At 66.9% G+C, this 23,426-nt stretch carries 24 protein-coding genes and 1 pseudogene; 15 read left to right on the top strand and 10 right to left on the bottom strand.

Going from position 1 to position 23,426, the window contains the following annotated elements:
* Positions 1–239: 239 nt before the first annotated feature.
* The 8 genes and pseudogenes from CCR84_RS03475 to xseA form a co-directional block, all read right to left on the bottom strand.
* Positions 240–578: a BrnA antitoxin family protein gene (locus tag CCR84_RS03475; RefSeq protein WP_242508507.1), complete on the bottom strand. Its 339-nt coding sequence runs from the start codon at positions 576–578 to the stop codon at positions 240–242.
* 332 nt (positions 579–910) lie between these two features.
* Complete coding sequence (locus tag CCR84_RS03470; RefSeq protein WP_201209645.1) at positions 911–1,702, bottom strand: hypothetical protein; 792 nt, start codon at positions 1,700–1,702, stop codon at positions 911–913.
* Between the two features lie 9 nt (positions 1,703–1,711).
* Complete coding sequence (locus CCR84_RS03465) at positions 1,712–2,134, bottom strand: hypothetical protein (protein WP_201209643.1); 423 nt, start codon at positions 2,132–2,134, stop codon at positions 1,712–1,714.
* A gap of 37 nt (positions 2,135–2,171) precedes the next feature.
* Positions 2,172–3,368: a hypothetical protein gene (locus CCR84_RS03460; RefSeq protein WP_201209641.1), complete on the bottom strand. Its 1,197-nt coding sequence runs from the start codon at positions 3,366–3,368 to the stop codon at positions 2,172–2,174.
* On the bottom strand, positions 3,365–4,405 hold the full coding sequence (locus CCR84_RS03455; RefSeq protein WP_201209639.1) for a hypothetical protein: 1,041 nt from the start codon (positions 4,403–4,405) through the stop codon (positions 3,365–3,367). Before CCR84_RS03455 ends, CCR84_RS03460 begins: the two co-directional genes overlap by 4 nt.
* A 426-nt stretch (positions 4,406–4,831) precedes the next feature.
* Complete coding sequence (locus CCR84_RS03450; RefSeq protein WP_201209637.1) at positions 4,832–5,419, bottom strand: superoxide dismutase; 588 nt, start codon at positions 5,417–5,419, stop codon at positions 4,832–4,834.
* Between the two features lie 91 nt (positions 5,420–5,510).
* Positions 5,511–5,910: pseudogene (locus tag CCR84_RS16390) on the bottom strand (exodeoxyribonuclease VII large subunit); the annotation flags it as partial.
* A gap of 1 nt (position 5,911) precedes the next feature.
* Positions 5,912–6,902 (bottom strand): exodeoxyribonuclease VII large subunit (xseA, locus tag CCR84_RS03445; protein WP_242508515.1); only part of this gene is annotated, 991 nt, incomplete at its 3' end.
* Between the two features lie 493 nt (positions 6,903–7,395).
* On the opposite strand from xseA, the gene CCR84_RS03440 reads away from it, so the two are divergent.
* The 8 genes from CCR84_RS03440 (at position 7,396) to CCR84_RS03405 (ending at position 14,756) form a co-directional block, all read left to right on the top strand.
* Positions 7,396–8,004 carry a MotA/TolQ/ExbB proton channel family protein gene (locus tag CCR84_RS03440; RefSeq protein WP_201209635.1) on the top strand — a complete coding sequence of 203 codons (609 nt, stop codon included), beginning with the start codon at positions 7,396–7,398 and terminating at the stop codon, positions 8,002–8,004.
* 9 nt (positions 8,005–8,013) lie between these two features.
* Positions 8,014–8,457 (top strand): ExbD/TolR family protein, encoded by a 444-nt coding sequence (locus tag CCR84_RS03435; protein WP_201209633.1) that lies wholly within the window; start codon positions 8,014–8,016, stop codon positions 8,455–8,457.
* Positions 8,458–8,460: 3 nt separating this feature from the next.
* Entirely contained in the window at positions 8,461–9,537 is a 1,077-nt protein-coding gene (lpxK, locus tag CCR84_RS03430) for a tetraacyldisaccharide 4'-kinase (protein ID WP_201209631.1), read from the top strand.
* Complete coding sequence (locus CCR84_RS03425; RefSeq protein WP_201209629.1) at positions 9,518–9,694, top strand: Trm112 family protein; 177 nt, start codon at positions 9,518–9,520, stop codon at positions 9,692–9,694. The genes lpxK and CCR84_RS03425 overlap by 20 nt, the downstream gene beginning before the upstream one ends.
* 15 nt (positions 9,695–9,709) lie before the next feature.
* Complete coding sequence (gene kdsB, locus CCR84_RS03420) at positions 9,710–10,489, top strand: 3-deoxy-manno-octulosonate cytidylyltransferase (RefSeq protein ID WP_201209627.1); 780 nt, start codon at positions 9,710–9,712, stop codon at positions 10,487–10,489.
* 158 nt (positions 10,490–10,647) lie between these two features.
* Positions 10,648–11,301 (top strand): adenylate kinase, encoded by a 654-nt coding sequence (gene adk / locus CCR84_RS03415; protein ID WP_201209625.1) that lies wholly within the window; start codon positions 10,648–10,650, stop codon positions 11,299–11,301.
* 13 nt (positions 11,302–11,314) lie between these two features.
* Positions 11,315–12,580 carry a 6-phosphofructokinase gene (locus tag CCR84_RS03410; protein ID WP_201209623.1) on the top strand — a complete coding sequence of 422 codons (1,266 nt, stop codon included), beginning with the start codon at positions 11,315–11,317 and terminating at the stop codon, positions 12,578–12,580.
* A gap of 127 nt (positions 12,581–12,707) precedes the next feature.
* A complete protein-coding gene (locus CCR84_RS03405; protein ID WP_201209621.1) occupies positions 12,708–14,756 on the top strand; it encodes a sodium-translocating pyrophosphatase in 2,049 nt (682 codons plus the stop codon).
* A 951-nt stretch (positions 14,757–15,707) separates the two neighbouring features.
* Here the strand turns inward: CCR84_RS03405 and CCR84_RS03400 are convergent.
* Together CCR84_RS03400 and murJ are read right to left on the bottom strand one after the other, a co-directional pair.
* Complete coding sequence (locus CCR84_RS03400) at positions 15,708–16,337, bottom strand: YbhB/YbcL family Raf kinase inhibitor-like protein (protein ID WP_201209619.1); 630 nt, start codon at positions 16,335–16,337, stop codon at positions 15,708–15,710.
* Positions 16,338–16,574: 237 nt separating this feature from the next.
* Positions 16,575–18,113, bottom strand: coding sequence for a murein biosynthesis integral membrane protein MurJ (murJ, locus tag CCR84_RS03395; protein ID WP_201209617.1), 1,539 nt, complete (start codon positions 18,111–18,113; stop codon positions 16,575–16,577).
* A 187-nt stretch (positions 18,114–18,300) separates the two neighbouring features.
* Here murJ and rpsT point away from each other — a divergent pair, with 187 nt between their 5' ends.
* From rpsT to frdD, 7 genes are all read left to right on the top strand, one after another.
* On the top strand, positions 18,301–18,570 hold the full coding sequence (gene rpsT / locus CCR84_RS03390; protein WP_201209615.1) for a 30S ribosomal protein S20: 270 nt from the start codon (positions 18,301–18,303) through the stop codon (positions 18,568–18,570).
* 236 nt (positions 18,571–18,806) lie between these two features.
* The gene (locus CCR84_RS03385) at positions 18,807–19,184 is read left to right on the top strand and encodes a hypothetical protein (RefSeq protein ID WP_201209613.1); all 378 of its coding nucleotides are present in this window, start codon (positions 18,807–18,809) and stop codon (positions 19,182–19,184) included.
* A 120-nt stretch (positions 19,185–19,304) separates the two neighbouring features.
* The gene (locus CCR84_RS03380) at positions 19,305–19,778 is read left to right on the top strand and encodes a DUF2269 family protein (protein WP_201209611.1); all 474 of its coding nucleotides are present in this window, start codon (positions 19,305–19,307) and stop codon (positions 19,776–19,778) included.
* Positions 19,779–19,991: 213 nt separating this feature from the next.
* Positions 19,992–21,761: a fumarate reductase (quinol) flavoprotein subunit gene (gene frdA, locus CCR84_RS03375; RefSeq protein ID WP_201209609.1), complete on the top strand. Its 1,770-nt coding sequence runs from the start codon at positions 19,992–19,994 to the stop codon at positions 21,759–21,761.
* Between the two features lie 12 nt (positions 21,762–21,773).
* A complete protein-coding gene (locus tag CCR84_RS03370) occupies positions 21,774–22,526 on the top strand; it encodes a succinate dehydrogenase/fumarate reductase iron-sulfur subunit (protein WP_201209606.1) in 753 nt (250 codons plus the stop codon).
* A complete protein-coding gene (locus CCR84_RS03365) occupies positions 22,523–23,011 on the top strand; it encodes a fumarate reductase subunit C (RefSeq protein WP_338052557.1) in 489 nt (162 codons plus the stop codon). Before CCR84_RS03370 ends, CCR84_RS03365 begins: the two co-directional genes overlap by 4 nt.
* Positions 23,008–23,418 (top strand): fumarate reductase subunit FrdD, encoded by a 411-nt coding sequence (gene frdD, locus CCR84_RS03360; protein WP_201209604.1) that lies wholly within the window; start codon positions 23,008–23,010, stop codon positions 23,416–23,418. The genes CCR84_RS03365 and frdD overlap by 4 nt, the downstream gene beginning before the upstream one ends.
* The last annotated feature ends 8 nt before the right edge of the window (positions 23,419–23,426 follow it).

Raw genomic sequence — 23,426 nt, 5'->3', positions numbered from 1 at the left:
GCTGGGCTTGCGTGGGTCATCGATTTCGGACAGACACTCCATCAGGCAGCCCCCTTCCGTCGCTCTCATGCGCTTGGCTCAAAGGCACGGAGTAGATGCGATTTTGAGAAAGGTTGCAAGATGAAGCGCTATCCTCTTGAAGACGAGGGACTATTTCACGCCTGCAATCTCATTGGAGAAGATGCTGTCCGAGTGCGGAAGCCCTGATGAGAGAACAAATGAAGTCTGAGAAAGGCAGGTCACCTTGGCGAGTGATCTCTGAGCCAATCTCGTAGTGCAGCGTTCATTCGCGTTTGCCAGCCGGGGCCGCCCGCACGGAAGGCTTCGAGAATGTCGCGGTCCAAGCGGATGGTGGTCGACTCTTTGTCGCTTCCCTGAGGGCGCCCGCGCTGCTTCCGGTAGGCCTCGATGCCGACCTGCATTTCTTCGCGTGTAAGCGGCCGTTCATCTTCATCTTCACCGTCCCAAACGTACGGCGTCTTGGCGCGCAGCTCGGCCAGCTGCGTTTTGCTCTCGCCGCGATTGCGAGCGGCACGCATTTCATCAGTCGTCGTTGAAGTCATTTTCGAGCCAGCCATGGTAGGCACTCCTTTCTTCCTCGCTCGCTAGCCTGAAACTGATGATACGCAGGGCATTTTTTCGCGCCACATGCACTACCGGCGTCCCGGATGATGTGCATGCTCATCGTCTTTATTGTTGTAACAGTAAGTTCTCACGTCAAGAATTTTCGTTACTACGATAACTGCTGCAAGCCGCGCTGGCGGTCCTCCGACGGCGTGCAGCTGGTCGACGATTCGCGCCTTTCTGCGCTCCCACGGAGTCGAACCCGAAAAAAGCCGGGAAGTTGTGCTCCCCGGCTTTTTCGCTGCTGGCGCATTCGCAGTGGTCTCGCAAGGCGCGGTCCCAGCCCTCATTCCTTGCGACAGAACGTCCCGGTGTAGTAGGGAGCCTGGGCGACGCTGTCGTAGGCCGACGTACCATCCACTTCGGTCTTGCCGGTGAAATTCACGTCGCCGCTGCCGGCGTAGTTCTTGGCGCAGCAGCCCGAAGCCCCGGCGATCTTGTGCGCGGCGAGGTTCATGGTGCCGTCCATGGAGTGACTGTGGACGCGGGTCTCACCGGGCGCGAGCGGTTTGCCGCCGTAGGTGGCGCCGGGTATTCCCGTCGTGTGCAGGCCGACGATGTAGCGTCCGGCCGCCGCATTGACGGTGTTCCATCCGCGCGGGCAGGTCGGCAGCATGTAGAAGGTGCTCAGGCCGGCCGGGACTTCGGCCGTTGTGACCGGAGGCGTCAGCTTCATGCAGACGTTGTACTGGATGTAGGGCAGGTTGTCGGAGGCCGCCTGCGCCGAACCCGTCATCGCGTGGGTGCCGGCGCTGGCCAGGCTGTTGTTGCAGCAGCCGCCGATCAGGATGAACTGTTTCGAACTGGTGGTGATCGAGCCGCTTGCCTTGCGGTGCTCGTGGGTCGGCTCCTGCTGGGAGGCGAGCACCTTTCCGGCGAAGCTGCCGACGCCGCCGCCCTGCATCGTGGGCACCAGGAAGCGGCCGTTGGCGTCGCCGAGGCTGGCGTTGTCCCAGCCCTCGGGACAGCTGCCGTTGAAGTAGGCGATGGTGAACTGCGGCAGGGCATCGCTGGCCAGTGCCGGCGAGGCAGAAATCAGGGCGCCGAGAGCGACCAGCAGGCGACGAGTCTTGTTCATTGCTGCCTCCTATTCCGCCTGGCAGACCAGCAGTTGAATGAAGGGGAGTCCCGTCGTGGCCGGGCCGCTGGTGAGCGTGCTCGAGTGCGCCCCGTTGCCGGTCGCCTGCCCGTTGCCGCCGCCGGATGCCGCCGAGATGGAATGGACGGGCAGATCGACCTGCATCGTTCCCGCGTGCGTGTGGGTACGATCCTCCTGGATCAGGAGCGGCTTGCCGTGAGTCTTGCCGACGTCGGCGACGTTCGTGATCGCGAGGAGCAGGCGTCCGGCGGCGTCGCTGGCCGGCGTGCTGCCTGCCGGACAGGTGGTCCCGGCAGCGAAGAAGATCATGTTCGGCGGCAAGGGCCGATCGGAAGCCTGCGCGCCGCCCTGGACACCGAGTCCGGCAGCGGCCAACAAGCCGACAAGGAACAAGCGTCTGCTGATCATCATTGCCTCCTTCGAGCAGCCGTCACAGTTGGGTGAGGGTTCAGCCGACCGATCCGGCCAGTGCGGACAGGATCCTGTCGGTCATGGGTTCGGGCCACATCGGTTCGCCGCCAAAGATCGGGTCAACCGACTTCGCGTCCTCGTAGCCGACGGGTACGAGGAGCACGTCGACCACCTGCGGCGGCGGGCGGTTGGCGGTGAAGCTGTCGGCAGCGGGAGGCGTCGGGGAGAGGTCCGGACAGGCGATCTCGATCTCCGCGCTGCCCGCCTGGAGGGGCGAATAATTGCGGATGAAGGCCTTCGGGATCCCGCGCAGTGCGTCGCCGGAATAATCGACACAAGTCCACAGTGCCTTCCAGTTCTCCCCTTCCGGGCGGACAGGGACGCCGTTCCAGAGGCGGTCCGGAGCCTGTTGCTTCCATTGTCTGTCCAGCGAGAGCTGATCGAAGCTACTGCCGCTCAGCATCCCCAGTCTTCCGCCCTGTGCGCCCGACTGCGGGATCTGCATCGCGGCGACAGGCGCCTGCCTGTCCTGGCCCAGCCCCACGTCGATGTTGGCCCAGAAGAAGGCGGGTGTCCTGCCGTCGTTCATCGAGGTGATGATCGGGTACAGCCGCAGCGCTGCGCCCTGCAGCAGCGCGGCAGCCGGAAAAGGATTGTCGTGGACGGACACTTTGGCGATCGGCAGCGGGCCAGGCGTCCCCGCTGGCGAACTCGAACTGGGAATCCTCTGTGGCTGATACAGGTAATGGGTGCCGTCGCTCACCACCGGCACGGCACCGAAAGGCACCCGCTTCAACCAGGGGTAGTTCTTGAGGATGAAGCTGTAGTGCTGGAGCGAGAAGCGGAGTTCGGGGCGCAGCGCTCCTTCGAGCCTGCCGGTCGGGTCGATGGCGCCGCCGGCGCTGTCCAGGATCTCCGGCAGGCGCTGGTGCACGGCATCGAGCGCGTCCATCAGGTTGTTGGCGGCCGCCAGCGCTCCCGGGATGGCCAGTTGCGGGAAATGGGTCCCGCAAAACCTGAGATACTGGCTCACCATGTGCCGCTGGGAGAACCACGCCATCATCAGGCCGAAGCCGACGCGCTTGCCGGTCACGGCCTGGGTGAGGGCCTTCAGTTCCGGAAATACCTCATCCCAGGCCGTGTAACGGTAGCCGACGATGCCCCACTGGCCGAAATCCTCCTGGCTCACCGCTGCCCGTTGAACTTTGTCCTGGCCTGACGCGGGACTGCTCATGATTTGCTCCTACCTGCGGGAACGGGCTCAACGGAGGCGATTTCGTCGGCGCTCTTGTGTGCCGTCACCTTGAGCTCCTTCAGCCACTCCTCGTACTTGGCGGCGTCCGGCTCGTGGCCGTATTGCTTCCGGTAGCTTTCCTTGAACTCCCGCAGCTTCATGTTCTTGATCTGTGTCTCGATGTCGGCACCGGGAAGCTTCGGTACGTCGGCGGCGGGTTTGCGTTCCGGGATCGTGGGGGGCGCCACGTGCGGCGCGGCCAGTTTCTCGGCCGCCGGTTGCCACGCCTCCAGGTTGGACATCTTGGCCAGCTGCTGATTGTCGAAGGCCTCCATCATCTTGTCCGCCCACTGCGCCGGAGCCGACCCGATCGGCATCCCGTACATCTCGCAACGCAGCTTGGCCTGGGCGTCCGCCTGCGAGCATTTGCTCGCGAACTCGGCGGCGGCCGAGAATCCGCCGCCGACACCGCTGCCCATGCCGCTCACGGAGAGGCTTCCCCCGTAGCTGGCAGTCTTCTGGGTGAAGGCGCTCGAGTACTCTATCGATCCTTCGAAGATCCCGACGGCGCCCAGATTCAAGGCGGAGATGAAGCCGGTACCGTAGTTCCTGTAGAACTCGACGAGCGCATCCTCGAGCTTCTTCTCCGCGTCGCCGGCAGCTGCATCGCCTGCCTCCGCCGCAGTCCTGGCCGCTTCCGCGCAGGTGAAGATCCTCGTGATGCTGGCCAGGAAGTCGTCGGTGGCGCATTTCAGGAGCAGATCGCGCGTCGGATTGACGATCGAGACCATGCCTTTCTGCGTGGCGATCGCCGTGATCGTCTGCCCGGAAGTGCGCCTGGCGTTGTGCGAGGAGCGCGCCATGTGAAAGCTCGCCTGCACCGTCGAGAAGGGCGAGAAGGAAACGGAGGCGGAGGTGTCCACGGCCATCGCCCAGGTGTCCTGCGATTCCGCGGTGTAGCCGCCGGCCTGGACGGTCTTGTGGATCTCCGTGTTGAGATTCCAGTTCAGCGCATGGGCACCGGCCAGCATGCCCATGTCGAAGGCGCTCCGCGTCCAATGGACTTCCCCGAGGTCGGCATCCACCGGCGTACCGATCCGGTAGGATCCGAACTCCTCGGGAACGGCAAATGGGAGATTCATGGCGAGCCTCCTTGCTCTCAGAAGCCGGCGTGATGACAATGGCTTGATGACCGGACTGTACGCACTCGCAATGACGTCGTCAAGCTTGATGCAACATCTTCGGGGTCAGGTCTCGAATTGTTGCATTCAGTGCCGTATGGTGCGCTCTGCCGGCTCGACTCCTTGCCTCGCATTTGCTCGACGAGCGCGTTTGAAGCGAAAGGAGGGCTGAGCGGTACTGCGCGATGCAACAATTCGAGACCTGACCCCATGCTGTTGCACGAAAAAAAGCCGGGGAGTTTTGCTCCCCGGCTTTTTTGCTGCTGGTGCTTCGCTGCGGTCTTAGGCGGCGAAGTTGGCTTCGGCGAAGTCCCAGTTGGCGAGGCTGGCGAGGAAGGTCTCGACGAACTTCGGACGCGCGTTGCGGTAGTCGATGTAGTAGGCGTGTTCCCAGACGTCGATGGTCAGCAGCGCCTTGTCCTCGCCGGTCAGCGGGGTGCCGGCGGGGCCGGTGTTGACGATGTCGACCGAGCCGTCAGCCTTCTTGACGAGCCAGGTCCAGCCGGAGCCGAAGTTGCCGACGGCGGACGCCTGGAAGGCCTTCTTGAACTCTTCGAACGAGCCCCATTTGGCGTCGATCGCTGCAGCCAGGGCGCCCTTGGGCGCGCCGCCGCCGGCGGGCTTCAGGCAGTTCCAGAAGAAGCTGTGGTTCCACACCTGCGCGGCGTTGTTGTAGATGCCGCCGGCCGGGGCCTTCTTGACGATTGCTTCGAGCGACAGGTTTTCGTACTCGGTGCCCTTGATCAGGTTGTTCAGGTTGGTGACGTAGGCCTGATGGTGCTTGCCGTAGTGGTACTCGAAGGTTTCCGCGGACATGTGCGGGGCGAGCGCATCGGCAGCGAAGGGCAGCGGCGGCAGGGTATGTTCCATGGTTTTTCTCCGTTATTGAAAATTCGTCAGATGGGTGAGCGGGTTCATGCTGATCGCCGCGGACGGATTTTGCCGTTTCGCCCGGCGATCTTCAAATGGGTGTGTCCGCTTCGGCGTCGCTGCGCACCGCTTCGATGCGCGCGTCCGCCTGGCCACGGTGGAAACTGACAGTGATTCGCTTGCTTGGTTCCAGCTGACTGCTGTCGCGGACGATTTTTCCGTGCTCGTCGCTGACGATGGCAAAGCCGCGCGCGAGCACTGCCGCCGGATTGAGGTGGCCGAGGCTCGCCGACAGGCGCGCCAGGGTGTCGGCACGCTGCGCCAGCGTGGCGTTCCTTGCGTTGGCGAGGCGTACGGCCAGCGCGTCGAGGCGGCGGGCGACGCGCGAGGCGTCGGGGCGGGCGAGCAGCAGGCGTTGCGCCAGCGTCGCGACACGGGCGTTGCGGCGGGCGACGCTGCCGGCGAGCGCGGCGGCGAGGCGGCGCTGCTGCNCAGCCAGCAGCTCGACGGGCTGGCGCAGGTGGTCGCGCTGCGCTGCGATGCGCTGCTGCGGATGCGTGAGGCGGCGCGCCAGCCCGTCGAGCTGCTGGCTGCTGCGTTCGAGGCTGCGTTGCAGGCTGCGGCGGAGCAGGGCGGCGTCGTCGGCGAGGCGCGCGCGCAGCGCGGCGGCTTCGGGTGCTGCCAGTTCGGCTGCGGCGGTCGGTGTCGGCGCACGCCGGTCGGCGACGAAGTCGGCGATGGTGAAGTCGGTCTCGTGGCCGACGCCGCTGATCACCGGCAGCGGGCTGGCGTGGATCGCGCGCGCCAGGCCCTCGTCGTTGAAGGCCTGCAGGTCCTCGAGCGAGCCGCCGCCGCGGCAGACGATCAGCAGCTCGCAGCCGTCGATGGGCTGGCGTGCGCCGGCGAGGCCGATCGCTGCGGCGAGCTGCTGCGGAGCGGGTTCTCCCTGCACCATCGCCGGGTAGATGACGATGCGCACCTGCGGCGCGCGGCGCGCCAGCGTCGTCAGCACGTCGCGCAGCGCGGCGGCTTGCGGCGAGGTGACGATGCCGACGCAGCGCGGGAAGGCGGGCAGCGGCCGCTTGCCGGCGGCGTCGAACAGGCCCTCGCGCTCGAGCTTGTCCTTCAACTTCAGGAAACGCTCGTAGAGGTCGCCGATGCCGTTGCGGCGCAGGCTGTCGACGTTGAGCTGGAATTCGCCGCGCGCTTCGTAGATCGTCGCCAGCACGCGCGCCTCGACGCGCAGGCCGTTTTCCGGGCGGAAGCCGATCAGCTGCGCGCGTTGCCTGAACATGACGCAGCGCACCTGTGCGTTCGCGTCCTTGAGCGAGAAATAGAAGTGTCCGGACGCCGCCTGCACCAGGTTGGAGATCTCGCCGCTCACCCAGCACAGCGGCAGGGCGGACTCGATGCGCTCGCGCGCCAGGCGTACCAGCGCCGAAACGCTGATCGGCGCGGCGCCCGGAGGGGGCGGCGCCGGCATCCTGGAGTCTGATGACATGGGATTTGCCGTTGTGCTACGGCCGCTGCTCGGCCAGAGGCTGCCGGAGAAGGGGGGAGGTGGTGTCGAGCTCATCGCCCGATTTTACCCGCTCCTTCCCGCGCCGAATCATGCACATCGACGCGCCTTTCTGCCGCGGTGCCCCGGAAAAAACCTTGTTGAATCAAGGGGCATATATTAAGTATCTGAAAAATATAGGTTTATTTTGCGTGCCTGATTTTTTGGCAAAGTAGGAAAAGTCCTTACAGGGAGGGGACTTAGGGGCTTCGTCGACAGACTATTCACAAACTTATCCACAGATTTTGTGGATAAGCGAGGAAGCGAAATACAAACGCTTAGCACCGTTTTGTCAAGCGCCGCGAGCTTGCTTCCGGCATACGGAAAAAGTGCGTACGGCGGCGCCGCGGGCGGCGGGTCTTGCCGCGGCAGGCCGCGCAGGATAAAGTCGGAGACCCCGGAAAATTCAGGAGACAGTGTGTTCGCCATCATTCAGGCCGCCGGCTGGCCCATCTGGCCCTTGCTCTTTGCATCGATCGTCGCCGTTGCTCTGATCCTCGAACGACTGGTCGCACTGCGCCGGTCGAAAGTCGCGCCGGCCGGGCTTCTGCAGCGGGTGCTCGCCGAGTATCGCCAGAACGGCGCCAACGCCTCCTACCTCGCCGAACTGGAAAAGACCTCGCCGCTCGGTTTCGTCTTCGCCGCTGCCCTGCGCAACGTCGGCAGTTCGCGCGAAGTGATGAAGGAGTCGGTCGAGGAAGCCGGTCGTGCCGCGGCGCTGCAGCTCGAACGCTACCTGACGACGCTCGGGACGATCGCCTCGATCAGCCCGCTGATGGGGCTGTTCGGCACCGTCGTCGGCATGATCGAGATCTTCGGCTCGCAGGCGCCGTCGGGGTCCGACCCGATGCTGCTCGCGCACGGCATCTCGATCGCGCTCTACAACACCGGTTTCGGCCTCGTCATCGCGATTCCCGCAATGATCTTCTGGCGCCATTTCCGCGCGCTGACGGCGGGCTTCGTGATCGAGATGGAGCAGCAGGCGGTGCGCTTGGTCGAGACCCTGCAGGGCGAACGCCGGGACTGATCGCCAGCGATGAACTTCCAGCGCGAAAGCCGGCGCGACGAGCCGGAAATCAATCTGATCCCGATGATCGACGTCCTCCTCGTGATCATCATCTTCCTGATGCTGACCACCACCTACGCCAAGTTCTCCGGGCTGGAGATCACGCTGCCGACGGCGCAGACCGAGAAGATGCCCGAGCAGCCGCACGAGATCAACGTGGTGGTGACGGTCGCAGGCCAGGTGCTGGTCAACAAGGACCCCGTGGCGAAGGCCGACGTCGCCTCGATCGGCGCGGCGCTCAAGCGCGCCGGCGGGACCCTGGTCGACCCGCTGATCGTCATCAACGCCGACGCCCGGGCTACGCACCAGAGCGTCATCGACGTGATGCAGGCGGCGCAGGGTGCCGGTTTCGCGCACGTCTCCTTCGCCACGCAGTCGTCCCTGTCCTCTTCCTCATCCCCGGCCCCGCGCTGAGCGATGGCGTCCCTGCTCGCCCGCCTTCTTCCGCGCTGGTGGTACGGGCGCGGCATCGCGCCGGCGCTGCTGCCGCTGGCGCCGCTGTCCTGGCTCTTCCGCCTTCTGGTCACGCGCCGCCGCGCCGGCTTCGCGTCGGGCCGCTGCAGTTCCACGAGGCTGCCGGTGCCGGTGATCGTCGTCGGCAACCTCACCGTCGGTGGCAGCGGCAAGACGCCGGTGACGCTGTGGCTGGTCGAGCAGTTGCGTGCGGCCGGCTGGCGCCCGGGAATCGTCAGCCGCGGCTACGGTGGCAGCCACGACGGGGGGCGTGCGGCCAGCGGCGATGACGCCGCCGGGAGCGGCGACGAGCCGGCGCTGCTCGCCCGGCGCAGCGGCGTCCCCGTCCATGTCGGGCGCGATCGCGTCGCCGCAGCACGCTCGCTGCTCGCCGCGCATCCCGAGTGCGACGTGCTCGTCGCCGACGACGGCCTGCAGCACTATCGCCTGCAGCGCGACGTCGAGATCGCGGTGTTCGATAGCCGCGGCGCCGGCAACGGCCATCTGCTGCCGCTCGGGCCCTTGCGCGAACCGCTCACGCGGCTCGCCGATTGCGACGCGGTCGTCTGGAACGGCGCGCCCGAGCCGCGCGCCGCGCGTGCCGCCGGCAGCCTCGCGCAGTTCACCATGCGCCTCGACGGCGACCGCTTCCGTTCGCTCGCCGACCCTGCGCGTACCTGCAGTGCCGCGGCCTTCGCCGGGCGCAAGCTCTACGCGCTGGCCGGGATCGGCGACCCGCAGCGCTTCTTCCGTCAGCTGCAGGGGCTCGGCCTCGAATTCACGGCGCGGCCATTCCCCGATCATCATGCCTATGTCGCCGATGACCTCGCCTTTGCCCGCGACGGCGTGCTGCTGATGACCGAGAAAGATGCGGTAAAATGCGCGGCCTTTTTCGGCAGTCCGGCCGCCGCGGGTGCTGGTTCGCCCGCGCTGCCCGAAGCCTGGTTCCTGCCGGTCGCTGCCGAGATCGCCGCGGCGCCCGGCGCGCCCGGCCTGCTTGACCTCATTCTGGAGAAGCTTCATGGACGCACGCTTGCTTGACATCCTGGTCTGCCCGATCTGCAAGTCCAGCCTCGAATACCGCAAGTCCGCCGCCGAGCTGGTCTGCAAACCGTGCAAGCTCGCCTTCCCGATTCGCGACGACATCCCGATCATGCTCGAGGAAGAGGCGCGTCGAATGTCCGCCGACGAAGCCTGATCCGGACCGAATGCCATGGCCGACCCGCTTCGCTTCAAGGTCGTCGTCCCGGCGCGCTACGCCTCGACCCGCCTGCCCGGCAAGCCGCTGATCGACCTCTGCGGCGAGCCGATGGTCGTCCGCGTCGCCCGCCGCGCCCAGGCGGCCGGTGCCGACGAGGTCTGGGTGGCGACCGACCACGCCGAGGTCCTCGCCGTCGCCGAGGCGAACGGCATCCGCGCCGTGCTCACGCGTGAGGATCACGCCAGCGGTACCGACCGGCTGGCCGAGGTGGTCGAGCGCCACGGCTGGGACGACGACACCATCGTCGTCAATGTCCAGGGCGACGAGCCGCTGATCGACCCGGCGCTGATCGCGCGCACCGCGCGCCAGCTCGCCGAGAGCGGCGCCGAGATCGCCACCGCCGCGCATCCGCTCGGCGAGGCCGCCGAGTTCTTCAACCCGAACATCGTCAAGGTGGTGCGCACCGCCGCCGGCGACGCGCTCTACTTCTCGCGCGCGCCGATCCCCTACGCGCGTGACCACTTCGCCCGCGAAGGCGGCGGCGAGACGCTGCCGACGGGGCTGCCCGCCTTCCGCCACATCGGCCTCTACGCCTATCGCGCGCGCTTCCTGCGCCGCTACGCGAACCTGGCGCCTTCACCGCTGGAAGGCTACGAGGCGCTCGAGCAGTTGCGCGCGCTGTGGCACGGCTATCGCATCAGCGTCGCCATCGCCGACGAGTTGCCGGCGCCCGGCGTCGACACCGCGGAAGACGCCGAGCGTGTGCGCCGGCTGCTGGCCGGGCAAGTTTGAGCGCAAAGTTTGACCGCATCGGCGATTGCGGGTAATTTTCTGTCCATCCACGCCGCAGCACCCGGCCGCGGGAATTTCCGACAAACGGCGCTCCCGTCTGGGATCGGCAATGATTCGTCCGTAGTGCAAAGGCATTTGCTCAACCAAGAGGAACAACAATGAGACTTATTCTGCTGGGTGCTCCCGGCGCCGGTAAAGGCACGCAAGCGCAATTCATCCGCGAGAAGTACAACATTCCGCAGATCTCCACCGGTGACATGCTGCGTGCCGCGGTCAAGGCGGGCACTCCGCTCGGCGTGGCGGCGAAGAAGGTGATGGACGCCGGCGGCCTCGTCTCCGACGACATCATCATCGGTCTGGTCAAGGATCGCCTGCAGGAGCCTGACTGCGCTGCCGGTTACCTGTTCGACGGTTTCCCGCGCACCATCCCGCAGGCGGAAGCGATGAAGGAAGCCGGCGTCGCCATCGACTTCGTGCTTGAGATCGCCGTCGACGACAGCGAGATCATCGAGCGCATGAGCGGTCGCCGTTCGCACCCGGCGTCGGGCCGCACCTACCACATCCGCTTCAACCCGCCGAAGGTCGAGGGCGTCGACGACGTCACCGGCGAGCCGCTGGTGCAGCGCGACGACGACCGCGAGGAGACCGTGAAGAAGCGCCTCGAGGTCTACCACTCTCAGACCAAGCCGCTGGTCGATTTCTACGCCAACTGGGCGGCGACCGGAGACCCGGCGGCGCCGAAGTGCCGGCGCATCGAGGGCGTCGGCAGTGTAGACGACATCCGGCAAAAGGCCTTCGACGCACTGGCCTGAGGAGACTGAATAAATGGCGTCGATCCCCTCCAACGCATTTTATGCCCAGTCGGGCGGTGTAACGGCGGTGATCAACGCCACCGCCTGTGGTCTGATCGAGGCGGCACGCGCCGCCTCGCCGCGCATCGGCAAGGTTTTTGCCGGGCGCAACGGCATCATCGGTGCGCTCACCGAAGACCTGATCGATACCAGCTTCGAGTCGGCCGAAGACATTGCCCGCCTGCGCCACACGCCGGGCGGCGCCTTCGGTTCGTGCCGCTACAAGCTGAAGGGCATCGACGAGCAGCGCGCGCAGTACGAGCGCCTGATCGAGGTCTTCCGCGCGCACGACATCGGTTACTTCTTCTACAACGGCGGCGGCGACTCGATGGACACCGCGCACAAGGTGTCGCAGATCGCCGACAAGCTCGGCTACCCGCTCGTCTGCGTCGGCGTGCCGAAGACGGTCGATAACGACCTGCCGCTGACCGATTGCTGCCCGGGCTTCGGCTCGGTCGCCAAGTACGTCGCCACCTCGATGCGCGAGGCCGGCTACGACGTCGCCTCGATGGCGCGCACCTCGACCAAGATCTTCGTGCTCGAAGTGATGGGCCGCCACGCCGGCTGGATCACCGCCGCCTGCGGGCTCGCTTCCGAAGCCGAGGGCGACCCGCCGCACATCCTGCTCCTGCCCGAAGTCCCCTTCGACGAGGCGCGTTTCCTCGCGCGCGTGCAGGAGTGCATCGACAAGTACGATTACTGCACGATCGCCGTCTCCGAAGGCCTGCGCAACGCCGAGGGCAAGCTGATTGCCGACATGGGCACCAAGGACGCCTTCGGCCACGCCCAGCTCGGCGGCGTCGGCCAGCAGGTCGCGCAGCTGATCAAGGACAAGCTCGGTCACAAGTACCACTGGGCGCTCGCCGACTACCTGCAACGCGCCGCGCGCCACATCGCCTCGGCCACCGACGTCGAGCAGGCCTACGCGCTCGGCCGCGCCGCGGTCGACCTGGCGCTGTCGGGCAGGAACGCCGTGATGCCGGTGGTCGAGCGTCTCGCCGACTCGCCGTATCGCTGGCAGATCGGTGTCGCCGAACTGAAGGATGTCGCCAACATCGAGCGCAAGATGCCTGCCGAGTTCATCAGCGAGGATGGTTTCGGCATCACCGCGGCGTGCCGTACCTACCTCGCGCCGCTGATCGAGGGCGAGGATTACCCGCCGTACCGCAACGGGCTGCCCGACTTCGTTCGCCTGAAGAACGTCGCGGTGGCACGGCGCCTGCCGGACTTCGCCATCTAGGGAAGGGCGGCAGGGGTGGCAGGATGGAAGCGAGCAGCAGAGGGAGAGGGGAACAGGGCTAGGGTTCACGCATTGCCTGCGCCGCACTGACAAGGCGGCTTGGGCCGCTTACTTGGGGAGGTGCATCATGTCAGCAGGTCTGATCCTGGCGCTCGCATGTGCGGCGCTGGCAGTGCTCTACGGCGCGGCGATGAGCCGCTGGATCCTGTCGTTGCCGGCGGGCAACGAGCGCATGCAGGAAATCGCGCGCGCGATCCAGGAGGGCGCCTCGGCCTACCTCTCCAAGCAGTACCGGACCATCGCCATGGTCGGCGTCGCGCTGTTCATCGCCATCTGGGTCGCGCTCGGGCACCTGATGGCGATCGGCTTCCTGGTCGGCGCGCTGCTCTCCGGCGCCACCGGCTTCATCGGCATGAACGTCTCGGTGCGCGCCAACGTGCGCACCGCCGAGGCGGCGCGCGGCGGCATCGCCGCTGCGCTCGACGTCGCCTTCAAGGGCGGCGCGATCACGGGCATGCTCGTCGTCGGCCTGGGCCTCCTGGGCGTTGCCGGCTACTACGCCTTCCTGCGCGGCAGCGGCGACATCGCGCACGCGGTCGAGCCGCTGGTTGGCCTGGCCTTCGGCGGCTCGCTGATCTCGATCTTCGCGCGTCTGGGCGGTGGCATCTTCACCAAGGGCGCCGACGTCGGTGCCGACCTGGTCGGCAAGGTCGAGGCCGGTATCCCCGAGGACGACCCGCGCAACCCGGCGGTGATCGCCGACAACGTCGGTGACAACGTCGGCGACTGCGCCGGCATGGCCGCCGACCTGTTCGAGACCTACGCGGTGACGGTGGTTGCGACCATGGTGCTCGGCGCCTTGATGCTGAAGGGCGTCGCCGGTGCCAGCGACAACTTGGTCGTCTACCCGCTGGCACTCGGCGGCGTCTCGATCATCGCTTCGATCATCGGCTGCTTCTTCGTCAAGGCAACCGATGGCGGCAAGATCATGGCCGCGCTCTATCGCGGGCTGGCGGTTGCCGGCGCGCTGGCCTTGGCGGCCTTTTACCCGGTCACCACCTGGATGCTCGGCGACGGCATCACGCTGGCCGACGGCAGCCTGATCAGTTCGCTCTCCATCTTCGGCGCGGCGGCGATCGGGCTCGTCCTCACCGCGGCGCTGGTGTGGATCACCGAGTATTACACGGGTACCGACTACGCTCCGGTGAAGCACGTCGCCGCGGCCTGCCAGACCGGGCACGCGACCAACATCATCGCCGGCCTCGGCGTGTCGATGAAGGCCTGTGCGCTGCCGGTGATCTCGGTATGCGCGGCGATCCTCGCCACCTACGCGCTGGCCGGCCTCTACGGCGTCGCCATCGCCGCCACGGCGATGCTGTCGATGACCGGGATCATCGTCGCGCTCGACGCCTACGGTCCGATCACCGACAACGCCGGCGGCATCGCCGAGATGTCCGAGCTGCCGCCTTCGGTGCGCGCCGTCACCGATCCGCTCGACGCGGTCGGCAACACCACCAAGGCGGTGACCAAGGGCTACGCGATCGGCTCGGCCGGCCTCGCCGCGCTGGTGCTGTTCGCCGACTACACGCACGCGCTGGAGACCAAGCTCGGTTTCGCGACCACCTTCGACCTGTCCGATCCGAAGGTGATCGTCGGCCTCTTCCTCGGCGGCCTGATTCCCTACCTGTTCGCGGCGATGGCGATGGAAGCGGTCGGCCGTGCCGCCGGTTCGGTGGTGGTCGAGGTGCGCCGGCAGTTCAAGGAAATCGCCGGCATCATGGAAGGCACGGCCAAGCCCGACTACTCGCGCGCGGTCGGCCTGCTCACCGCGGCGGCGATCAAGGAGATGATCGTCCCCTCGCTGCTGCCGGTGCTGGCGCCGGTGCTGGTCGGCGTGATCCTCGGCCCGAAGGCGCTTGGCGGCTTGCTCATGGGCACCATCATCACCGGCCTCTTCGTCGCCATCTCGATGACCACCGGCGGCGGTGCCTGGGACAACGCCAAGAAGTACATCGAGGACGGCAACTTCGGCGGCAAGGGCTCCGAGGCGCACAAGGCCTCGGTGACCGGCGACACCGTCGGTGACCCCTACAAGGATACGGCGGGTCCGGCGGTCAATCCGCTGATCAAGATCATCAACATCGTCGCGCTGATGATCGTGCCGCTGATCGCCTGAAGATCCTTGCCTCACGTCGCCTGCAGCGCCCGCAGGCGGTGGAAAGAAAAGGCCGGCAGGAAACTTCCTGCGGGCCTTTTCTTCGAGACCTACGCACTGGATCGCCACGCCCTTCGGGCTCGCGATGACGCGTGGTCTCGATCGCCACGCGCTGCGTGCCCGGATGAGGTGCAGCTATTCGTCATTGCAAGGCGCGCAGCGCCGTGGCAATCCAGTTCGTTCTTCTGTTTTCTCGCCCTTGCCGGCTATCCATGGGCGCGCGGATATCAGCCCCACGAACTGGATCGCCACGCCCTACGGGCTCGCGATGACGCGCTGTCTGGATCGCCGCGCGCTGCGGGCCCGGATGATGCGCCGCTATCCGTCATTGCGAGGCGCGCAGCGCCGTGGCAATCCAGTTCGTTCTTCTGTTTTCTCGCCCTTGCCGGCTATCCATGGGCGCGCGGATATAAGCACCACGTACTGAATCGCCACGCCCTGCGGGCTCGCGATGACGCGCAGTCTCGATCGCCACGCGCTGCGTGCCCGGATGATGCGCCGCTATCCGTCATTGCGAGGCGCGCAGCGCCGTGGCAATCCAGTTTGTTCTTCTGTTTTCTCGTCCTTGCCGGCTATCCATGGGCGCGCGGATATAAGCCCCACGAACTGGATCGCCACGCCCTGCGGGCTCGCGATGACGCGCAGTCTCGATCGCCACGCCCTACGGGCTCGCGATGACGCGCTGTCTGGCTCGCCACGCGCTGCGTGCCCGGATGAGGCGCCGCTATCCGTCATTGCGAGGCGCGCAGCGCCGTGGCAATCCAGTTCGTTCTTCTGTTTTCTCGCCCTTGCCGGCTATCCACGGGCGCGCGGATATAAGCCCCATGTACTGGATCGCCACGCGCTGCGGGCTCGCGATGACGTGCTGCAGTTCCGGCCGGCAGCTTTGCATCAGCCCCCTGCAGTTTCAAGCTACAGGCTGACGGCCGGGTTCAGCGTGTAGCGCCCGGTGATGCTCGCTTGGGCGAGGACGTGCCCGGCCATCGCCGCGCGGATCGCGGCGCCGGTGAGCGGCCCCGCGACGTCGAGGCGCTCGATGTCGAGCGCGTGCACGGTGAATACGTAGCGGTGCGGCAGTTCGTCGTTCCAAGGCGGGCAGGGGCCGTCGTAGCCGAAGTAGTCGCCGCTCATGTCGCCGTCGCCCGCGAACCAGCCCGTGTAGTCGTTGATGCCCTGGCGCGCGCCGTGCGCGGCCAGCGGGCCGCCCTTGCCGCGCGGGGTGACGTCGGCGGAGAACTCGCCGGCGCGGATTTCATTGACCGTCGCCGGCAGGTCGATCAGCAGCCAGTGGAAGAACTCGACGCGCGGCAGCGAGGCCGGAACGCTGCGTCCTTCCTGGTTCACATCGTCGCCGACGCCGGGGACGTCGGGATCGACGCAGGTGATCACGAACGAGCGCGTTGCCGCCGGCGCGCCCTGCCAGGCGAGATGCGGGTTGCGATTCTGGCCGAGCCGCACGCGCGTGACGGGATCGGCGGCGCAGAAGGCGAATTCCGCGGGAATCGGTGCGCCGTCGGCAAAGCTGTCGCTGCTGATTTGCATGGTCGAGTCTCCTTGGTCATGAAGCTTGAAACCTCTTGTCAGCCACGAAAAACACGAAAGCCACGAAACAAAACCTGGGTATGCGCTGCTTCGGTGTTCATTGGTCCGAACTTTGATCCACGTCCCCCCGTTCGCGCTGAACGCGTCGAACCCCATGAATCATTTCGTGTTTTTTCGTGTTGTTCGTGGCCAACTGCTTTTTATTGGGGCGATGCAGCGTGTAACCGGGCGCGGACTTCAGGTCGTTGCGCGGCGCTGGAAGTCGCGCGGCCGGAAGCCCAACAAGCCGAGTGTAGCGAAATACACGGCAATGCCGAAGCCGAGCACCGCGGAGAGGCGCAGCAGGCGCTCGCCGACGCCCCAGCGTAGCCAGTCGGCGGTGTCGCCGGCGGCGAACCACAGTGCCATGCCGAGCGCGCACAGCGCGAGCGCGAGGCGAGCGAGGAACTTGCCCCAGCCGGGTTGCGGCGCGTAGATCCCGCGCTTGCGCAGGCCGTGGTAGAGCAGTCCGGCGTTGAGGCAGGCGGCAAGGCTGATCGCCAGCGCGAGGCCCGCGTGCTTGAGCCAGCCGATCAGCAGCAGGTTCAGCACCTGCGTCACCAGCAGCGAGACGATCGCGATCTTGACCGGGGTGCGGATATTCTGCCGCGCGTAGAAGCCCGGCGCCAGCACCTTGACGAGGATCAGCGCGACCAGCCCGACGCTGTAGGCGGCGAGCGCGTCGCGCGTCTGATAGACGTCGTCGGCGGTGAAGGCGCCGTGGTGGAACAGCGTCGCAACCATCGGCGCGGCGATCAGCGCCATTGCCAGCGCCGCCGGTGCTGCCAAGAGGAAGGTGAGGCGCAATCCCCAGTCGAGCAGCTTCGCGTACTCGTCGAGCCTTTCCTCGGCGTGACATCTGGCGAGAGAAGGCAGCAGGATCGTTCCCAGCGCCGCGCCGAGCATGCCGGCGGGGAACTCCATCAGGCGGTCGGCGTAGTAGAGCCAGGAGACGCTGCCGGCGGCGAGGAAGGAGGCGAAGATGGTGTTGATCAGCAGGCTCACCTGCGACACCGAGACGCCGAGTGCTGCCGGTGCCATCAGCTTCAGGATGCGCTGCACGCCCTCGTCCTTCCAGTCGAAGGAGAAGCGCGGCAGCATGCCGATCTTCTTCAGGCTCGGGATCTGCAGCGCGAGCTGCAGGATGCCGCCGATGAACACCGCCCAGGCCAGCGCCAGCACTGGTGGGTCGAAATAGGGCGCGGCGAACAGCGCCATGGCGATGAACGACAGGTTGAGCAGCACCGGCGTGAACGCGGGAATGGCGAAGCGGCTCCAGGTGTTGAGCACGCCGCCGGCGAGCGCGACCAGCGACATGAACAGGATGTAGGGGAAGGTGATGCGCGTCAGCGTGACGGTGAGCTCGAACTTCTCGCCGTCGGCGGCGAAGCCCGGCGCCGACACCCAGACGAGCAGCGCCGCGCCGGCGATGCCGAGCGCAGTCACCACCAGCAGCGCGACGAAGAGCAGGCCGGCGACGTTGTCCACGAGGTGTTTGGTTGCCGCCTCGCCGCGCTTGTTCTTGTATTCGCCGAGCACGGGGACGAAGGCCTGCGAGAAGGCGCCTTCGGCAAACAGGCGGCGCAGCAGGTTGGGCAGCTTGAAGGCGACGAAGAAGGCGTCGGTCATCATGCCGGCGCCGAAAGTGCGGGCGATGACGAAGTCGCGGACGAAGCCGAGAATGCGCGACAGCAGGGTCATGCTGCTGACGGTGGCGAGGGCTCTGAGCAGGTTCATCCGGAACTCTTGGTCGCTTGGGCGAAGGGGAAAAGGCGCCATCTTAGCGGCTTCGCGGGCGCCGACCAAACGCAATCAAGAGGCCCCATGCATGGGCCGGTCGATCATCGTACTTGCATCCGTCGTCCGAGCTGCGTACAATCGTGCGCTTTCGATCAACGCTTCAGCTACTTCAGGACTCTTACACATGGCAAACAGCGCACAAGCCCGCAAGCGTGCCCGCCAGGCCGTCAAGCAACGCGCGCACAACGCCAGCCTGCGCTCCACCCTGCGCACGGCGATCAAGCGTGTGCAGAAAGCAATCGTCGCCGGCGACAAGACCGCCGCGCAAAGCATCTTCCAGGAATCGGTCTCGGTCATCGACCGCATCGCCGACAAGAAGATCGTGCACAAGAACAAGGCCGCGCGCCACAAGAGCCGCCTCTCCGCGCAGATCAAGGCGCTGGCTGCCGCCTGAGGCGCCGGGCTACTCGAAAAACGGCGCCGCAGGCGCCGTTTTTTTTTCGGCCGCGCTGCCTGTCGCCGGGTCCCTACTCGCTCAGGCACACCGGCCGCGGACCGCGGGGCGACCACTTCAGGAACCAGCCGCCGTCGCCCGTGGTCTCTTCATGAGGCGCGGCCAGGGATCCCTGGCCGCGCCGCTAGCGCTTGCCGTAACGCCCACGATCGGGCGAACCATGGGATAATGCCGCCATGAACGCACAACAACCTGTTTCTCCGCGCCGGCGCATGCAACAGTTGCTGGCGATACCGGACCGTGATCGTACCGACGCCGAATGGGATGAGTTGAACGAACTGGAAATCCAGTTGGCGCCCGGCAACCGCGATACCGGCAGCGAACGCGCCGGCCGCGTGCCCGGGGCGCCGGCTGCGCCGCGCCAGCAAGGTCCACGTGGCCAAGGCGGCCAGGGCAAGGGCGGCCACCAGCGTCAGGCCGGCCAGCCGAGGGCACAGGCCAACGCCGCCAGTCAGCCGGCTGCCGGCGATGGCGAGCAGGCGCCGCAGCCCAAGAAGCAGTTCCGCAAGCCGCGTCCGCCGCGCCCGCCGCGCAGTGAAGGCGGCGCTGCCTGAGACGACGCGGCACCTGTGTGCCGGATCGCGCGCTGAATGGTGCGCGGGGTGGCGTGCTGAATTGTGCGTCACCCTGTCCTTGCTCGGCGCCGGCCGACCGGCCGCCTGCGCGCTCGGTCGATGAACGACGCCTACCTGCTGCTGAAGAGCCTGCACCTCCTCGGCGTCGTCCTTTTTCTCGGTAACGTCATCCTCACCCTGTGGTGGAAGCTGATGGCCAACCGCACGCGCCAGCCGGCGGTGATCGCCTTCGCGCAACGGCAGGTGACGCTCACCGACTACCTGTTCACCTTCGGTGGTGCCGGTCTCGTCCTCGTCAGCGGCGTTGCCAACGTCTGGCTGAGCGACGGGGGCCTGCTGCAGGCGCGCTGGATCGGCTGGGGGAGCGCGCTCTTCCTCGTCTCGGGGCTGCTCTGGCTGTGCGTCCTGATCCCGATCCAGATCCGCCAGGCGCGACGCGCCCGGCAGTTCACCGACGGCGGTGAGATCCCCGAGGCTTACTGGCGGGACGAGCGCATCTGGGTCGTCGTCGGCGTGATCGCCACCCTGCTGGTGCTGGCCAACCTCTACTGGATGGTGTTCAAGCCGGCCTGAGCCTGGGCTGTGCCGAATGAGCTTCGTCTGTGGGAGGGCCGTGAGGCCCGAATGAGGCCCGAATGAGGGACGCTGCTGCAGCAGGCGGCCGTGGGCGGGCCGGCATGCCCGGATCAAGGACTGCACACGCTCGATCACGTTAAGATGCGGGACACCCTGACACTGACTTGAGCGGCGTCGGGCCGCATCCTTGCTTCGCAGAAAGGAGTGAACGTGGAAATTTTCAAGGCCGACGTGGTCATCGTCGGCGCCGGCGGAGCCGGCCTGCGCGCGGCGATCGCCGTCGCCGAGTCCGACCCGACCCTGTCGATTGCCCTCGTCTCCAAGGTCTATCCGATGCGCTCGCACACGGTCGCTGCCGAGGGCGGTTCGGCCGGCGTGGTACAGGCGCACGACAGCCTCGAACATCACTTCGACGACACCGTCGCCGGCGGCGACTGGCTGTGCGAGCAGGACGTCGTCGAGGATTTCGTCGCCCGCTGCACCGAGGAGATGGTGCAACTCGAACACTGGGGCTGCCCGTGGAGCCGCAAGGAAGACGGCCGCGTGAACGTGCGCGCCTTCGGCGGCATGAAGATCGAGCGCACCTGGTTCGCCGCCGACAAGACCGGCTTCCACATGCTGCACACGCTGTTCCAGACTTCGCTGAAGTACCCGTCGATCCGCCGTTTCGACGAGTACTTCTGCCTCGACCTCGTGGTCCACGACGGGCGCGCGCAGGGCGTCGTCGTCATCGAGGTGGCCTCGGGCCGCTTCACGCTGATCGAGGCGAAGGCGGTGATCCTCGCCACCGGCGGCGCCGGGCGCGTCTTCCGCGAGAACACCAACGCCGGCATCGTCACCGGCGACGGCATGGCGATCGCCTACCGGCACGGCGTCCCGCTGCGCGACATGGAGTTCGTCCAGTACCACCCGACCTGCATGCCGGGTACAGGCCTCCTGTTCACCGAGGCCTGCCGCGGCGAGGGTGGATTTCTCGTCAACCGCGACGGCTACCGCTACCTGCAGGACTACGGCCTCGGTCCGGCTGAGCCGACGCCGCGCAACAAGGCGATGGAACTCGGCCCGCGCGACCGCCTCTCCCAGGCCTTCTGGTTCGAGGAGCAGAAGGGGCGGACGCTCGCAGGCCGCCACGGCAGCTACGTGCACCTCGACCTGCGCCACTTGGGCGAGCAGCGGATCCGCGAGCGCCTGCCGCAGATCCGCGAACTCGCGCTCGAATTCCTCGGCGTGGACCCCGCGCAGACGCCGATCCCGGTGCGCCCGGCGGTGCATTACACGATGGGGGGCATCCTCGTCGATGGCGACTGCGCTTCGCCCTTGCCCGGGCTCTTTGCCGCCGGCGAGTGTTCGAGCGTCGGCATCCACGGCGCCAACCGGCTCGGTTCGAATTCCCTGGCCGAGCTGTGCGTCTTCGGCAAGAAGGCGGGCCTCGCGGCGGCGGCCTTTGCCCGCGCGAGCGCGCCGGCTGCCGGCGCCGAAGTGATCAAGCTCGCCCAGGCCGCCCGCGACCGCGCGCTGGCCCTGCGCGCGCGCAGCGCGCCGGCGGGCAGCCATGGCGAGAAGAGCGCGGTGCTGCGCAGCGAGATGGCCGGGGCGATGGAGTTCGGCTGTGGCATCTACCGTTCGGCCGAGCGCATGCAGGTCACCTGCGACAAGCTTGCCGAGTTGCGCGAGCGTTTTGCGCGCGTCGTCGTCGACGACAAGTCGAGCGTCTGGAACAGCGACTGGCTGCTGGCGATCGAGCTCGACTACCAGCTCGACGTCGCGCAGGCGATCGCGCATTCGGCGATCGAGCGGCGCGAATCGCGCGGTGCGCACCAGCGCCTCGACGGCTTCGAGCAGCGCGACGATGCGAACTACCTCAAGCACACGCTGGCGTACCATGCGGGCGCCGGCGCGCCGAGGATCGACTACGGCCCGGTGAAGATCACCCGTTCGCAGCCGGCCGTGCGCGCTTACGGCGGCGCGGCCGCACAGTAGGAGGAAGCGAAGATGCAGCACGCGCTCAACGAGAGCATCGAAATCGAAGTCATGCGCTACCGTCCCGAACAGGACAAGGCGCCCTTCCTGCAGACCTGGGTCGTCCCCTGCACCGAGGACATGTCGGTGCTGCAGGCACTGCAGTACATCAAGGACCACCTCGACCCGACGCTGTCCTTCCGCTGGTCTTGCCGGCAGGCGATCTGCGGCAGCTGCGGGGTGATGGTCGACGGCATCCCCAAGCTCTCGTGCAAGACCTTCCTGCGCGACTACCGCGGGCGGATCAGGGTCGAGGCGCTGGCCAACTTCCCGATCGAACGCGACCTGGTGATCGTCATGGACAGCTTCATGGAGAAGCTGGAGAGCGTGAAGCCGTGGATCATCCCGAAGGAGCCGCGCGCGCTCGAGCAGGGCGAATACCGGCAGACGCCGGCGCAGATGGAGGCCTACGCGCAGTACAGTGCGTGCATCAACTGCCTGCTCTGCTACGCGGCGTGTCCGCAGGTGGGGCTTTCCCCGGACTTCGTCGGTCCGGCGGCGCTGGCCCTGCTGCATCGCTACAACAGCGATTCGCGCGACGCCGGTGCCGGCGAGCGCATGCCGGTGGTCGGTGCCGAGAGCGGCGCCTTCCATTGCACCGCGGTCGGCTACTGCTCGGAGGTGTGCCCGAAGGGCGTCGATCCGGCGAGCGCGGTGAACCAGGCCAAGGGCGCCAGCGTGCGTGAGTATTTCCTCGGTTTCCTCGGCAAGGGAGGCGGCAAGTGAAGACCATCGATCCGCTGCACAAGCCCGGCCACGCGGCCGGCAGTCCGGTGTACCTGGCCGGGCGCTCGGGCCAGGGCGGCGAGGCGGCGAACCCGCGCCGCCCCTACGTGCGTCCGATGGCCGGCTGGTGGCGGCGCAATCCCTTCTTCGTCCGCTACATGGCGCGCGAGGGTAGCGCGCTCTTCGTCGGCGCCTACGCACTGATCCTGCTGGTGGGCCTGATCCGCCTGGCGCAAGGCGAGGCGGCCTTCAACGGCTGGCTGGCAGCGCTGCAGAGCCCGTTGTCGATCGCCTTCCACGGCCTGTTGCTGGCGGTCTTCGCCTTCCATTCATGGACCTGGTTCGAGATCATGCCGAAGACGATGCCGCCCGTGCGCGTCGGCGGCCGTCGTCTGCCCGAGGCCGCGATCACCGGTGGCGCGCTCGCGGCGGCGGCGGCGGCGAGCCTCGTCCTCTTCGTCATCGTCCGGGAGCTGGCGCGATGAAACTGCAAGTGCGTACCACCCATTCGATCCGCGTCGCCGGCGACAAGGCGCAGCGGCGTTCGCCCGAGCCGATCTTCTGGGCGCTGTTCGGCGCCGGCGGCATGATCTCGGCGCTGATCGGGCCGATGCTGGTCTTCATCACCGGCATCGCGATCCCGCTCGGCTTCCTGCTGCCCGCCGACGCGATGCGCTACGAGAACGTGCTCGCGCTCGTGCAGAACCCGATCGGCAAGGCCTTCGTCCTCGCCGTCGTCGCTTTCTTCTTCTGGCACGCCGCGCACCGCATCTTTCACAGCCTGCACGACTTCGGCATCGACGCGGGCAACGGCGCACGCCTCGTCTTTTACGGCAGCGCCTTCGTCGCCACCGTGGCGGCAGCGCTGGCGTTGCTCGCAGTCGGCTTCTGAGCGGGGCT

The organism is Rhodocyclus purpureus, assembly GCF_016653115.1.
Classification (GTDB): Bacteria; Pseudomonadota; Gammaproteobacteria; order Burkholderiales; family Rhodocyclaceae; genus Rhodocyclus; species Rhodocyclus purpureus.
Note: the sequence above shows the minus strand (reverse complement) of the source record. Positions and strands in the feature narration are given on the sequence as shown.